The sequence below is a fragment of the Campylobacter sp. LMG 17559 genome (assembly GCF_024723605.1).
GTDB lineage: Bacteria > Campylobacterota > Campylobacteria > Campylobacterales > Campylobacteraceae > Campylobacter_D.
The window spans coordinates 1-14,172 of the sequence record NZ_JANQCZ010000013.1; the positions used below are offsets into that span (position 1 = coordinate 1).

Below are 14,172 nucleotides of genomic sequence, written 5' to 3' on the forward strand. Positions count from 1 at the left end.
AAAATACCGCCATACCCGCTAAAATAGCCACAATACTTACTGCGTTTACAGCTCCATTTCCCATAGCTAAAAGCTCTTTTCCTACTAATTCTTTTATAAAACCATATTTTGCAGGAGAGTATAAGGCAGATTGTACTCCCATGATAAAAGTCATTACAAAAGCAAGCCAAAATGCTCCAAGATAATAACACAAACAAATAATACAAGTTAATATTACTGAAAATAATGCAGATATTTTCATGATTTTATTTTTAGGAAATTTATCTGCTAAAAATCCAGAAGGTGAAAGCATAAGGATAAAAGGTAAAAGCATCAAAGCATTAACAATAGCAGTTAGAAAAAGCTGAGTGCTATCTTCATAAAATTTATAAATGGTATTTTGTATGATGATCTTGTGTCCTAAATCCACAAAAGCGTTAATAAAAGCTACTGCTAAAAATGGCAATACGCCAAAAATCTTTAAGAAATTTCCTTGCATTTAAAACTCCATTTTATTTTAAAAATATTATTTTATTATATAAAATTTAAATGGAGTTTTAATATTTGATTAATCTTTAAATTCTACCACTTCATCAAATGCAAAACGAGCTTTTTCTACGCTAGTATTTTCTTGAGTATGTCCTAAAGTAATGAGCATAGAAACTCTTTGTTTAGTGGTGTCTAAATTTAAATATTGATTGATTTTATCTTTATCAAAGCCACCGATAATACATGAGCCTAAATTTAAACTATAAGCAGCATTGATAATATTTGCAATGGCAAGATAGCTTTGTTCTTTGGCATAAAGAAAACTTTGTTCTAAATCCATTGCATCTAAAAATGGCTTATAAGTTTGCAAGCGTTTGTTTAATTCTTCTTGGTTTAAACCTCTCTTTTTAAGTTTTTCTTCAAAATAATCTTTAAAATCAGCCCTTGAAATTACAACTATAATAGCAGCGCAATTTGCTACATGGCTTTGATTATTAGCTATTTTAGCAATTTCTTTTTTATGTTCATCTTTTTGAAAAACTAAGAATTTCCAAGGTTCAAGTCCTAAGGAGCTAGGAGATAATCTAGCACATTCTAAGATATATTCTAAATTCTCTTTAGAAATTTTTTCTTGGGTGTAAGCTCTAATAGAAGAGCGATTTTGCATTAAATTTAAATAATCTTGCATTATTTTTCCTTTTTTTGATTTATCTTATATCTTATAAGCTTTAAAATTGTTAAAATTATATTTTATTGTTACAATTTTATTTTTACTTCATACAAATGTTTTATTATATGATTTTTAAAGGATTAAAATGAAAAAAATAATTTATTTAAGCATATTTTTGATTATACTCATTATAGGGGTGTATTTTTTCTTTTTTGCAAATAAGGAAGAATATAATTATCTAACTTATGAAGTTAAAAAACAAGATATTACTCAAAGTATAGAAGCAATAGGCGAAGTTTATGCAAAAACACAAGTTGATGTTGGTGCTCAAGTTAGTGGGCAAATTACTAAACTTTATGTAAAATTAGGTGATCATGTTAATGAGGGTGATTTAATCGCACAAATTGATAAAGATAAGCAACAAAATGATTTAGATATTACCAAAGCTCAGCTTGAAAGTGCAAAGGCAAATTTAGAAAGTAAAAAAATCGCTCTTGATATAGCTACTAAACAATACCAAAGAGAACAAAAACTTTATACTAAAAAGGCTACTTCCTTAGAAAATCTTGAAAATCTTAAAAATACTTTTTATGCTCTAAGGGCAAATGTGGCCGATTTAAAAGCTCAAACTACTCAACTTGAAATTTCTTTAAAAAATGCTCAAAAAGATTTAGCTTATACTACTATAACCGCACCTAGTAAGGGTGAGATTATTAATGTAGCGGTTGAAGAAGGTCAAACTGTAAATGCAAACCAAAATACACCAAGCATAGTGCGTTTGGCTGATTTAAGTGAAATGGAAATTCGTATGCAAATAGCTGAAGCTGATATTAATAAAATCAGTGTTGGAAAAAAGGTTAAATTTAGTATTTTAAATGAGCCTGATAAAAAATACGAAGCAATTATTTCAAGTATAGATCCAGCAAATACTACCATAAGTGATGCAACAAGTAATACAAATTTAAACTCAAACTCAAGTGCTAGCGCTAGTGCTGTGTATTATTATGCAAGGGTTTTTGTAAAAAATGATAATAATTTTTTACGCATAGGTATGAGTACAGAAAATGAAATTGCTATTAAAACAGAAAATAATACCTTAGTTATACCAACTTTGGCTATAAAAAGCGATGTAAGTGGTTATTATGTAGAAATTTTAAAAGCAAATAATATAAGTGTAAAAACACCTATTAAATTAGGTATTAAAGATAGTTTAAATACTCAAATTTTAGATGGTATTAATGAGGGTGATTTAGTTATCATAGGTAAAAATAAAAAATGATACGCTTAGAAAATATACAAAAAAAGATTAATAACACAACTATTTTAGAAAATATTAATCTTTATATTCAAAAAGGGGAATTTGTAGCTATTATAGGGCAATCAGGCAGTGGAAAAACCTCTCTTTTAAATATTATAGGCACACTTGATGAGCCAAGTAGTGGAAAATATTTTTTAGATGCATATGAAGTTACAAATTTAAGCAAGGATGAAAAAGCAAGGATTAGGCGTGAAAAAATAGGTTTTATTTTCCAAAGATATAATTTGCTTAGTCTTTTAAATGCTAAAGATAATGTAGCCTTACCTGCTGTTTATGCAGGTAAAAACAAACAAGAAAGATCGCAAAAGGCTAAAGAATTACTTTCTTTTTTAGAGCTTGATCATAAAGAATTATCAAAGCCAAATGAGCTAAGCGGGGGACAACAGCAAAGAGTTTCCATAGCAAGAGCTTTGATGAATGGTGGTGAGCTTATTTTAGCAGATGAGCCAACAGGTGCGCTTGATTCTAAAAGCGGTAAGATAGTTTTAGAAATTTTAAATAAACTAAATGAGCAAGGACACACCGTAGTTTTAGTCACTCATGATAGGGAAATAGCTGCTAGAGCAAAAAGAGTTATAGAAATTAAAGATGGTAAGATTATAAGCGATAATGGTGTAAAAAAAGCAGATGAAATAAAAGCTAAGTTAATGCCAAAAGAGAAAAAAAGCTTTAATTTGCTTAAAAATCAGCTCTTTGAAAGTTTGAAAATGTCCATAGCTTCCATTGTAGCACACAAACTACGTTCTTTGCTTACTATGCTTGGTATTATCATAGGTATAGCTTCAGTAGTTTGCGTGGTTGCTTTAGGACTTGGAGCTCAACAAAACATACTTGCTTCTATTAGTTCTATCGGGACTAATACCATAGAAGTTGTTTCAGGGCGTGGTTTGGGAGATATTCGATCAGGTAAAACAAGGCTAAATTTAAGTGATTTAAAAACCTTAAGTTCTTTGCCTTATTTAGAAGCAGTAGAAGCAGATGTGGGTAAAGTAGGGGTTGTAACTTATAAGAATAATTCTTTGCAAGCTAGAATTTATGGAGTAGGACCAAATCATCTAAGACTTAGAGGTTTTGTGATGGTAGATGGTAGATTTATTAATAATGAGGATATAAAAGATAATACTAATATTTGTATTATAGATGAAAATGCTTTGAGAATTTTATTTGATAATATCAGTGCTAAAGATGTTTTAGGTAAAAGCGTGATTTTTAACAAGCAACCTTTAACCATAGTTGGAGTTTTAAAAAAAGAAAGAGATAATAAAGGCTTTAGGGCTGATGAAAATACTATTAAAATTTATACTCCTTATTCTACTTTGATGAATAAAATCACAGGGGATAAACAAATAAGAGCTATAGTAACTAAGGTAAAAGATGAGGTAAATCCTGCTTTAGCCGAAGAGGCTATGGTAAAAATTTTAGAGATTAAACGCGGAAAAAAAGATTTTTTCACTATAAATTCTGATGCAATTAAAAATGCTATTGAGGAAAATACTGCTACTTTGACTTTACTTATTTCTTCTATTGCGGTAGTGTCTTTAATAGTAGGTGGTATTGGTGTGATGAATATCATGCTTGTTTCAGTAAGTGAGCGTACAAGGGAAATTGGAGTTAGAATGGCTATTGGAGCTAGAAAAGAAGATATTTTGATGCAGTTTTTAATTGAAGCTGTGTTGATTTGTTCTTTAGGAGCTATTTTTGGAGTAATGCTTTCTTTTATTATCATCGAAGTATTTAATTCTTTAAATTTTGGTTTTACGATGATACTTTCATTAAATTCAGTATTTTTAGGGCTTTTAAGTTCGGTTTTAATCGGAGTGGTTTTTGGATTTTTTCCAGCAAAAAATGCAGCAAATTTAAATCCTATTAGTGCTTTATCAAAGGAATGAGATGAGAATATTTTTATTATTTTTTATAGCTTTTTTTTTAAATGCTTGCGTAGGAGTAAAATTAGAACAAGTATCCCAAGATCAAATAAAAAAAGAATATTTTGAAGATTTTAATGCAAGCAAGGCTTGGTGGGAAAAATATAATAATCAAGATTTAAATAATATCTTAAAAGCTATTATTGACAATAACAAAGATCTAAATGTAGCAAGAGTTAATTTTTTAAGCACTTTAGCTAGATATAAGCTTTTAAATTTAGATCTTTATCCTACTTTGAGTGGAAATTTAGGTGCAAACATAAGAAAAAATTTAAACAATGGCGCAGAAATGCATAGTTTCTCAAATGGCATTATGTTAAATTATGAGCTTGATATATATGGAAAAATTTCAGATCAAGTTGCTAGTTCTGAATTTTTAGCAAAAGCAAGCGAATATGAGTTACGCTCTTTAGAACTTGATACGATTAATTTAGCGATTAATAGCATTTTTGAATTGATTTATTTTAATGATGTAGATCACTTGCTCAACAATCATTTAAAAAATCTTGAGCAAATGCTAGAAATTTATACTACTAAATTTGATTATGGTAAGGTTGAATATATTGATCTTTTAAATATCAAAAAGTCTTTATTAAACACTAAACAAAACATCATTACAAATTTGCAAAATAAAGACTTAACACTTAAAAATATAAAAGATTTGTTAGGTAAAGATGATGGATTTTTGATTAATAAAATACTAAATTATACTCTTGAAGATTTTTCTTTGCAAAAAATTAATTTTGATATAGAGTTAAAAATGCTTGCTTATAGACCACAAGTTCAAGCAAAACTAAATCAACTTATGGCTTCTTATAAGGATTATGCAAGTGTGCAAAAAAGTATTTTGCCTAGTATAAAAATATTGGGAAATTTAGATGGGAGTGATAAGAATATTGAAGAGAGTTTTAAATTTTTAATCTTAGGAGGTAATGTTGTTATTGACTTACCATTTTTGGACTTTTATAGAGTAAGACAAAATGTAAAAATTTCTGAATTTGCATACCAAGCACGCTTATATGAGTATAAAGATGTATTACAAAGAGCTATTCATGAGTTTAAACTTTGTTATGAAAACGATAAATACTACAATGATTTGTTAAATTTAGTAAAAGATATCAATGCCAATCAAGCAAAAATTACACAATTATATTTTGAAAAATATGAATTAGGGCGTAATGAGCTAAAAGATTATCTTGATGCAGATGCTTTGCTTATTAATTCACTTCAAGAGCTTAGTAGAGCGAAACTGTCTTTGCTTAAAAATATTAATTTGTATCATAATATAGTATTGATTTTAGAGTAAAATAGACTTAAAAATGTTTCATTTTGTAATATCTTAGTAAAGAGTAGTGTTTATTTGCGTTGTTTTTAAAGTCATTTAGATTACAATTGATAAGTAAATCAAACAAAGGAGAGGTATGAAATTTGATTTTTATGCAACGCTAGTTACTATGGTTATAGTATTGCTTTTGGGCGTTTTTGTCATTAAAAGGGTAAAATTTCTTCGTGATTATAATATCCCTGAGCCAGTTGTTGGTGGTGGAATAGCTGCGATTATTCTTTTAATCTTACATAGTTCTTTTTCACTAGACATTAAATTTGATGAATCTATGAAAGATCCGTTAATGCTTGCATTCTTTTCAAGTATTGGTTTGTTAGCTGATTTTGCTTCATTGAAAAAAGGTGGTAGAAAATTAGCAGTTTTTTTAGTTGTAGTTGTAGCTTTACTATTTGCGCAAAATATAGTTGGTATAGGTGTAGCAACTGCCATGGGACAAAATCCACTTATGGGGCTTATAGCAGGTTCTGTTACAATGAGTGGTGGTCATGGTACAGGTGCAGCTTGGGCGGCTGAATTTATTAAAGAACCTTATTTGTATTCTAGTGCAACTACTGTTGCTATTGCTTGTGCGACTTTTGGACTTATTTCAGGTGGTATCATAGGTGGGCCTGTTGCGAGATATTTGGTTAATAAACACAAATTAGTAGTTCCAAAACAAAATGATGATAAAGATGCGATTTTAAATTTCCAATCTCCAGAAAAAGAAAGATTGATCACTCCATCTTCTTTTATAGAGTCTTTAGCATTGATTGCTTTATGTTTATTAATAGGTAATGCTTTATCTACTTATATCAAAGCAAATACAGGTTTTACTTTACCAACTTTTGTGTATTGTCTTTTTGTGGGTGTTGTTCTAAGAAATGTTTTATCAGCTACAAAAATTCACCATGTATTTGATAGAGAAGTATCAGTTTTAGGTAATGTAAGCTTGTCATTATTCTTAGCTTTAGCGTTAATGACTATTAATCTTTGGGATCTAGTAACCCTTGCACTACCGATGCTAGTAATTTTAGTAGTACAAGTTGCTATGATGGCTGCTTTTGCTATATTTGTAACCTTTAGAATATGTGGAAAAGACTATGATGCAGCAGTTTTAGCGGCAGGACATTGTGGTTTTGGTTTAGGTGCTACTCCAACAGCTATGGTAAATATGCAAACTGTAACAAATCACTATGGTATGAGCCATATGGCATTTATTATTGTGCCTTTAGTAGGTGCATTTTTCATAGATATAGTAAATGCTTTAGTGATTAATGCTTTCTTATATCTACCATTCTTTCATTAAAATCATCTAGCACTATTTAGTGCTAGATTAACTTTTTATCTTTGCTCTTACATAAATGATTTAAAAAACACTCTTTACATAAAGGATTTTTAGCCTTGCATGTATAGCGTCCAAAAAGCACCATAGCTTGATGAAGATAGTTTAGATTATCTTTAAAAATTTTAGTTAAGTCTTTTTCTGTTTCTTCAGGGGTTTTGGCTTTGCTAAGATTAAGTCTGTGTGAAACTCTAAATACATGAGTATCTACAGCCATACAATTAGCCCCGCACCATTCTATCATTACTACATGTGCAGTTTTTTGTCCTACTCCTGCTAGAGTTTTTAAATCTTGCTCATTCATAGGAATTTCACCATTAAATTGCTCGCAAACTGCTTGAGCCATTTTGATTAAATTTTGTGCTTTATTATTATAAAATGAGCAAGAATTAATCAAAAGCTTCAAAGATGATAAGTTTGCCTTAGCTAAATCTTGTACGCTAGGATAAGCTTCAAATAAAGCCGGTGTGATGAGATTAACCCTTTTATCAGTACATTGAGCTGAAAGCATAACACAAACTATAAGTTCATAAGCATTACTAAAAACTAATTCTGTTTTTGCTTGTCCAAAATGCTCTAAAAATAATTTTTTAATTTCTAAATTTCTTTTCATAAACTTATTGTATGTTAATCGGCTTTAAATAAAGTTTAGATATAATAAAATCAACAAAACTATTTCAAAAGGAAAAACAATGAAAAAAATTTCTTTAGTTGCTGCGGCTTTGCTAACAGGTTTAAGTTTAAATGCTGCGGTGGTTGCAACCCTTGATGGAAACAATATCAGCGATACAGAAGTGAATGAATTTTTTGCTCCTATGTTAAGAGGTGCTAAAATCACTGATTTGCCAGCTGAACAAAAAAAAGCAATTATTGATCAATATATCGTTCAACAACTTGTATTAAAAGATGCTAAAGCTCAAAAAATAGAAAATGATCCTTCATATAAAGAAGAATTAGAGCGTGCTAAAGAAGCTATTTTGGTAAATATCTACCAAAAGAAAATTTTTGATTCAATTAAAAATAATGATGCTAAAGCTAAAAAATTCTATGAGGCAAATAAAGATAAATTCACTAAACCAGCTCAAGTGAAAGCTAAGCATATTTTGGTAACTAGTGAAAAAGAAGCTAAAGATATTATTGCCGAGCTTAGTAAGCTAAGTGGAAAAGCTTTAAATGATAAATTTGCTCAACTTGCAAAAGAAAAATCAATCGACAAAGGTTCTTCAGCTCAAGGTGGTGATCTTGGTTGGTTTGCTGAATCAACTATGGTAAAACCATTTGCTGATGCAGCTTTTTCTATGAAAAAAGGTACTATTTCTAAAACACCTGTAAAGAGTGATTTTGGATATCATGTTATCTTAAAAGAAGATGCTAGAGCAAAAAGTACTATGAGCTATAATGAAGTAAAAGCAGGTATTGAAAGCAATATCAAAATGGAAGAATTTAAAGAACTTATGAATAAAAAAGCTCAAGAACTTCTTCAAAAAGCAAAAGTGGAATACAAATAATGGGCGTATTAGATCTTGTTAAACCAGGTGTTTTAAGTGGTGATGATCTAAATATCGTATATAATCATGCAAAAAAAGAAGGATTTGCTATCCCTGCGGTAAATGTTGTGGGGACAAATTCTATCAATGCGGTTTTAGAAAGTGCTAAAAAAGTTAATTCGCCTGTGATTATTCAGTTTTCAAATGGAGGAGCTAAATTTGTAGCAGGGAAAGCTTGCCCAAAAGCTGATGTACTTGGTGCTATAAGTGGTGCCAGACATGTACATTTAATGGCAAAAGCTTATGGAGTTCCGGTGATTTTACACACAGATCATGCTGCTAGAAAATTACTTCCTTGGATCGATGCTTTGATTGAAGCAAATATTGAGTTTAAAAAAGAAACAGGCAAGCCTTTGTTTAGTTCCCATATGATTGATTTAAGTGAAGAGGATTTAGAAAGCAATCTAAACACTTGTGAAAATTATTTAAAACAAATGTCTGAACTTGGAATTTCTTTAGAGCTTGAGCTAGGATGTACGGGTGGTGAAGAAGATGGAGTGGATAATACTAATATCGATAATGCAAAATTATACACCCAGCCTGAAGATGTAGCACTAGCTTATGAGAGACTTTCTAAAATTAGTGATAGATTTTCAATCGCAGCTAGCTTTGGTAATGTACATGGAGTATATAAACCAGGAAATGTGATTTTAAGACCTGAAATTCTTAAAAATTCTCAAAATTATGTAAAAGAAAAATTCAATCTTGGTGAAGAAAAACCAATCAATTTTGTTTTCCATGGTGGCAGTGGTAGTGATATAGAAGATATCAAAGCTGCACTTAGCTATGGTGTGATTAAGATGAATATTGATACAGATACTCAATGGGCTTTTTGGGATGGTGTTAGAGAGTATGAACTTAAAAATAAAGCTTATTTGCAAGGACAAATTGGCAATCCAGATGGAGATGATAAGCCAAATAAAAAATACTATGATCCAAGAGTATGGCTTAGAGCGGGTGAAGAGAGCATGATCAAACGCTTAGAGTGTGCTTTTAGCGATTTAAATTGTATCGATAGAAACTAAGAGTTTTATAACTCTTAGTTGATTTTCCTGTGAAGATTTCAAATTTTTAGAGCAAAATTAACAAAGGTTTATAAAATGGAAGTTAAAACAACTGATGATTTTTCTGATCTTGTATTGCCTGAGGGAAAAGGTAGTACAGGAATTGTTGCTTATTTAAAGATTATATTTATCCCTGCTATATTGTATATTTTAGTGCTTTTAGGATATTTTGGAAAGATTGATTTTAAAGTAGAATTACATAGTGTTGTAATGATAGGGATTATCTTTTTGGTAGCTTTGATCTTTGCTAGACATAGTGCTGATTATGCTTCAAGTATTTTTGAGCAACAAAAAGATGAATTTAAGCTTATATTAAAACGCTATATTATGAAGCATTTTTTAGTTATAGGTAAAGAAACAAAGTCAAACGCTAGTTTTGATGATTTTGCTTATGCTTATGTGAAAGATTTAAGAAATGAAAATTTTGCTTCTGTAGGTGCAGCTATTTTTCCTATGCTCGGTATTTTGGGGACTTTTATAAGTATAGCAATGTCTATGCCAAATTTTAATTCAAGTGACACAGCAGGTTTAGAACAAGAAATTTCAGTTTTATTAAATGGGGTAGGAACAGCCTTTTATGTATCAATTTATGGAATTTTCTTAGCACTTTGGTGGATATTTTTTGAAAAATACGGCAGTAGTAAATTCCAAAAACTTCTTAATCGTCAAAAAAATGCAACAAGCGATTTTTTCTGGTCTAAAGAAGAAATTGATAGAAAATATCTTCAAGAAAGTTTGCAACATTTTGAAAAAATAGGCACGATTTTTGAGCATGTAAGTAATGAGGAATTTTTTAAAGAATTAGATAATACAATAGATAGAAAATTCAAAGTTTTTCAAGAGCTTGTAAATGCTGAGGAAAAAGCTGTAAGATTAAGCAGCGAGCATGTAAAACAAACTATGAGTGATTTGTCTAAAACCCAAAGAGAGCAAAAAGATATAGTTAAAACTTACAGCGAGATTGCAAATGCGGTAAATATGCTAAATTCAAACATAAAAGATTTAACTTTAAGAATTTCAGAGCAATACAACAGACTTTTAGATGTGAGTTCGGATAAAATTGTGCATTTAGATAAAAGCGTGAGTGCTTTAGATGAAAAGGTGAATAATTTTTCAAATAATATTGAAAAATATCAAAATCTTATGCTTGATAATCAAACTAAGCTTTTTGAAGGTTTTAGGGCAAGTATTATAGAAGGTATGCATACTTTTAAAGAAGCCTATGAAGATGAAAAAAATATCGATGAAAAAATTTCACTAATGCAAGAATTTAAAGAAGAAAGCAAAGAATTAGATGAGCAAACCACACAAGTTATTGCAAAGCTTGAAAATCAAAAAGAAGATGAAAAAATAGATGATAAAAAATAATTCTAACAATGAAGAAAATAATTTTTGGATAGCTTATGCAGATTTAATGGCGGGCTTGCTTTTTATATTTATTTTGCTTATTGGAGCTATAGTTGTTAAGTATGTTTTAACTCAAAGTGATTTGCAAATCATAAAAGAAAATTTACAAAAACAAGAAGAGCGCTTAAGAGAGAACAAAGAAGAATTAAACCAAAAAGAAGATATTTTAAAAAATCTTAGCCAAAAATTAAATAATACTTCAAGCACGCTTGATGATGTTAATAAGCAAAAACAGGCTTTAGAGGCTAATATTACTAAACTCAATCAAGATTTAAATTCAAGTTTAGATGAAAAAGATCAACAAATTTTTGCTTTACTTGAGAGATTAAACAAAAAAGATGAAGAAATCAAAGAATTAGAGCGTAATTTTGATGAGGCAAAAAGTAAAATCAAAGAACTAGGTTTAATCAAAGAAAATACCATCAAAAATCTTCAAGCAAAATTTGATACTAATATTACTCTAGATTCTAATACAGGGGCGATAGTATTGCCTTCTGAAGTGCTTTTTGATACAAATTCTTTTACGCTAAAAGCTCAAGCAAAAGAGAATTTGAAAACGATTTTAACGCAGTATTTTGACAATATTTTAAAAGATGAAAATATCTTAAACAGCATAGAAAATATAGTCATAGAAGGCCATACAGATAGTGCAGGCTCTTATATATATAATCTTGATTTATCACAAAAAAGAGCTTATGCTGTGATGAGTTTTATACACTCATTTTATAAAGATCCAAGATTGCAAAAACTTTTAATGGCAAGTGGTAGGTCTTATTCTGATGTGATTATGAAAGATGGCAAAGAAGATAAAGAAGCAAGTCGTAGAATAGAGATTAAGTTTAATATCAATACAAATAATGCTTTAGAAAAGGTTGAAAAATACCTTGATAGCAAGTAAAATTGATGTTTTAAAATACAAAGATTTTGAATTTTTACTCAAAAGAGATGATTTACTAGGTTATATCAATGGTAATAAGGCTAGAAAACTAGCCTTTTTTGAAAAAAACAAACATTTATTTAAAAAAGGACAAAGATTTATTTCTTTTGGTTCTTCTCAAAGTAATGCTTTAGTTGCTTTAGCAAAGTTTTGTTATGAAAATGATTTTTTGCTCATTTTTGTTTGTGAAAAAATGAGTTCTTTTTTAAAAGAAAATCCCCATGGAAATTTAGAATTTGCATTAAAACATAATGTTGAGTTGATAGAAAATACAAACTATCCTACAAGAAGACTGCAAGCTTTAGTCTTGAAAAAAGATGATGATGTTTTTATAGAAGAAGGTGTGGCTATAAAAGAAGCTGAATTTGGATACCAACAACTGGCTTTAGAGCTTAGTGAGCAATTGAATATAAATGTAAGTATTTTCTTACCTTCAGGCACAGGAACTTCTGCGGCTTTTTTGGCTAAACATAGTAAATTTAAAGTTTTTACATGTGCTTGTGTGGGAGATAGTGCGTATTTAAAAGAGCAAATTTTAAGCTTAGAGCCAAATTATGATTTTGATAATTTAACCATATTAAATCCACCAAAAAAATATCATTTTGCTAAGCCTTATTTGGAATTTTATGATCTTTATCAAGATCTAAAAAAAGAATGTGGAGTAGAGTTTGATTTGCTTTATGATATGGTGGGTTTTAAAACTTTATTAGCTCATAAAGAGCAACTTGGTGGAAAAATCTTATATATCCATCAAGGAGGCCTTGAAGGAAATATAAGCATGTTAAAGCGTTATGAGTATAAATTAAAAAATACCAAAATAAAAAATCACTAAGATAATCAAAGGTATGATAAACTTAACATAGTAATACCATAGTTTAAAAATACTTCCTTTTAGGGTATTTTGATTAGAAAGCTCATAAATTGCATCTTTTTTAAGCACCCAACCTACATATATACAACAAAAAAATGCGGTTAAAACAAAGAATATATTTCCACTAATAAAATCAAAGCTATCAAAAATATTTTTTCCTTTGATGATAGTGATATCTTTTAAAGGACCATAAGTAAGTATGCATGGTAAATTTCCCAAGACAAAAATACTTCCAAGTGTTAGATTGATAGCAGTATTTTTAGCTAGTTTAAATTTTTCTTCCAAAACACTGATAATTACTTGATAAATTGGCAAGCTTGTAGTAAGTGCAGCGATGATTAAAAGTAAAAAGAAAAACACGCAAATTATACTTCCAAAAGGTATATGTGAAAATGCAACAGGTAAGGTTTTAAAAACCAAAGATGGCCCACTATCAGGGGTTAATCCTACGCTAAATAAAGCCGGGAAAATCATAAAACCAGCAAGTACTGCTATGAGGGTATTTAAAATTCCTGTATAAACAGAAGTTTTGATTAAATTCTCATTTTTTTTAAGGTGAGATGATAAGGTTATCATTACCCCAAAGCCTAAAGATAGGGCAAAAAATACTTGTCCTAAAACATCTATAAACAATTTAGGAGTGATTTTGGAAAGATCAGGAGTAAGGTAAAATTTCACACCCTCACTTGCTCCTTCAAGAGTTAAATTACGTGCAACAACAACCAAAAGGCAGATAAATAAAAATGGCATAAGGTATTTTACTGACTTTTCTATGCCATCAATCACACCTTTTTTTAAGATAATCCAGTTAATTATCACAAATATAGTAGTAAAAATTCCTATTAATAAAGGATTATTTTCTATGGTTGAGTTATAAAATTCGCTTGTATATTGAGCATTAATGGGACTTGAAAGATTAAAATCGCCTATGATGATTTTAAAAATATAAGCCAAAACCCATCCACCTATTACCATATAATAAGCCATGATTCCAAAACTACCTAAAAGCCCCATGTAGCCAACACCTTGCCAAGAATTGGATATTTTAACCCCATCACTTGTTTTTCCGCCAAAAGCATCGACTGAATTTAGCATTCTGCGTCTTCCTATAACATTTTCAACCAAAATCACAGGAATTCCTATAAAAATCATAGCTATACAAAAGGCTAAAACATAAGCACCGCCTCCATTTTCACCTACTAAGTATGGAAAACGCCAAGTGGCTCCAAAACCAATAGTCGCTCCTGCTACTGTAAGGATATAAGTTAGCGTATTGCTCCAAGTTTGTCTTTGCATGCT

13 protein-coding genes are annotated in these 14,172 nt (G+C 29.8%); 9 read left to right on the top strand and 4 right to left on the bottom strand.

Annotation, left to right across the window (positions count from 1 at the left end; translation table 11 throughout):
- Both CAMP5082_RS06795 and CAMP5082_RS06800 read right to left on the bottom strand, forming a co-directional pair.
- A partial coding sequence (locus CAMP5082_RS06795; RefSeq protein ID WP_337206293.1) for an MFS transporter occupies positions 1-478 on the bottom strand: 478 nt, incomplete at its 3' end.
- A gap of 69 nt (positions 479-547) precedes the next feature.
- Positions 548-1,156: an NAD(P)H-dependent oxidoreductase gene (locus CAMP5082_RS06800; RefSeq protein ID WP_337206294.1), complete on the bottom strand. Its 609-nt coding sequence runs from the start codon at positions 1,154-1,156 to the stop codon at positions 548-550.
- A gap of 127 nt (positions 1,157-1,283) precedes the next feature.
- Between CAMP5082_RS06800 and CAMP5082_RS06805 the strand changes: the two genes are divergently transcribed.
- The 4 genes from CAMP5082_RS06805 to gltS all read left to right on the top strand — a co-directional run bounded on the left by CAMP5082_RS06805 (position 1,284) and on the right by gltS (position 7,011).
- Positions 1,284-2,417 carry an efflux RND transporter periplasmic adaptor subunit gene (locus tag CAMP5082_RS06805; RefSeq protein ID WP_337206295.1) on the top strand — a complete coding sequence of 378 codons (1,134 nt, stop codon included), beginning with the start codon at positions 1,284-1,286 and terminating at the stop codon, positions 2,415-2,417.
- Positions 2,414-4,345, top strand: coding sequence for an ABC transporter permease (locus tag CAMP5082_RS06810; protein ID WP_337206296.1), 1,932 nt, complete (start codon positions 2,414-2,416; stop codon positions 4,343-4,345). The genes CAMP5082_RS06805 and CAMP5082_RS06810 overlap by 4 nt, the downstream gene beginning before the upstream one ends.
- A 1-nt stretch (position 4,346) precedes the next feature.
- Positions 4,347-5,687: a TolC family protein gene (locus tag CAMP5082_RS06815; RefSeq protein ID WP_337206297.1), complete on the top strand. Its 1,341-nt coding sequence runs from the start codon at positions 4,347-4,349 to the stop codon at positions 5,685-5,687.
- A gap of 115 nt (positions 5,688-5,802) precedes the next feature.
- Positions 5,803-7,011: a sodium/glutamate symporter gene (gltS, locus tag CAMP5082_RS06820; protein ID WP_263663209.1), complete on the top strand. Its 1,209-nt coding sequence runs from the start codon at positions 5,803-5,805 to the stop codon at positions 7,009-7,011.
- A gap of 22 nt (positions 7,012-7,033) precedes the next feature.
- Here gltS and nth read toward each other — a convergent pair whose 3' ends face one another.
- Positions 7,034-7,660: an endonuclease III gene (gene nth / locus CAMP5082_RS06825; protein ID WP_039618455.1), complete on the bottom strand. Its 627-nt coding sequence runs from the start codon at positions 7,658-7,660 to the stop codon at positions 7,034-7,036.
- 79 nt (positions 7,661-7,739) lie between these two features.
- Here nth and CAMP5082_RS06830 point away from each other — a divergent pair, with 79 nt between their 5' ends.
- From CAMP5082_RS06830 to CAMP5082_RS06850, 5 genes are all read left to right on the top strand, one after another.
- Complete coding sequence (locus tag CAMP5082_RS06830; protein ID WP_263663212.1) at positions 7,740-8,555, top strand: peptidylprolyl isomerase; 816 nt, start codon at positions 7,740-7,742, stop codon at positions 8,553-8,555.
- A complete protein-coding gene (fbaA, locus tag CAMP5082_RS06835) occupies positions 8,555-9,619 on the top strand; it encodes a class II fructose-bisphosphate aldolase (protein WP_257404066.1) in 1,065 nt (354 codons plus the stop codon). Before CAMP5082_RS06830 ends, fbaA begins: the two co-directional genes overlap by 1 nt.
- A gap of 75 nt (positions 9,620-9,694) precedes the next feature.
- Complete coding sequence (locus tag CAMP5082_RS06840; protein WP_039626332.1) at positions 9,695-11,026, top strand: MotA/TolQ/ExbB proton channel family protein; 1,332 nt, start codon at positions 9,695-9,697, stop codon at positions 11,024-11,026.
- Entirely contained in the window at positions 11,013-11,963 is a 951-nt protein-coding gene (locus CAMP5082_RS06845; RefSeq protein ID WP_039628394.1) for an OmpA family protein, read from the top strand. The genes CAMP5082_RS06840 and CAMP5082_RS06845 overlap by 14 nt, the downstream gene beginning before the upstream one ends.
- Positions 11,950-12,834 carry a 1-aminocyclopropane-1-carboxylate deaminase/D-cysteine desulfhydrase gene (locus CAMP5082_RS06850; protein ID WP_337206298.1) on the top strand — a complete coding sequence of 295 codons (885 nt, stop codon included), beginning with the start codon at positions 11,950-11,952 and terminating at the stop codon, positions 12,832-12,834. The genes CAMP5082_RS06845 and CAMP5082_RS06850 overlap by 14 nt, the downstream gene beginning before the upstream one ends.
- Here CAMP5082_RS06850 and CAMP5082_RS06855 read toward each other — a convergent pair.
- Positions 12,805-14,169 carry a sodium-dependent transporter gene (locus tag CAMP5082_RS06855; RefSeq protein WP_263708178.1) on the bottom strand — a complete coding sequence of 455 codons (1,365 nt, stop codon included), beginning with the start codon at positions 14,167-14,169 and terminating at the stop codon, positions 12,805-12,807. The two genes, CAMP5082_RS06850 and CAMP5082_RS06855, sit on opposite strands and share 30 nt — an antisense overlap.
- Between the last annotated feature and the right edge of the window lie 3 nt (positions 14,170-14,172).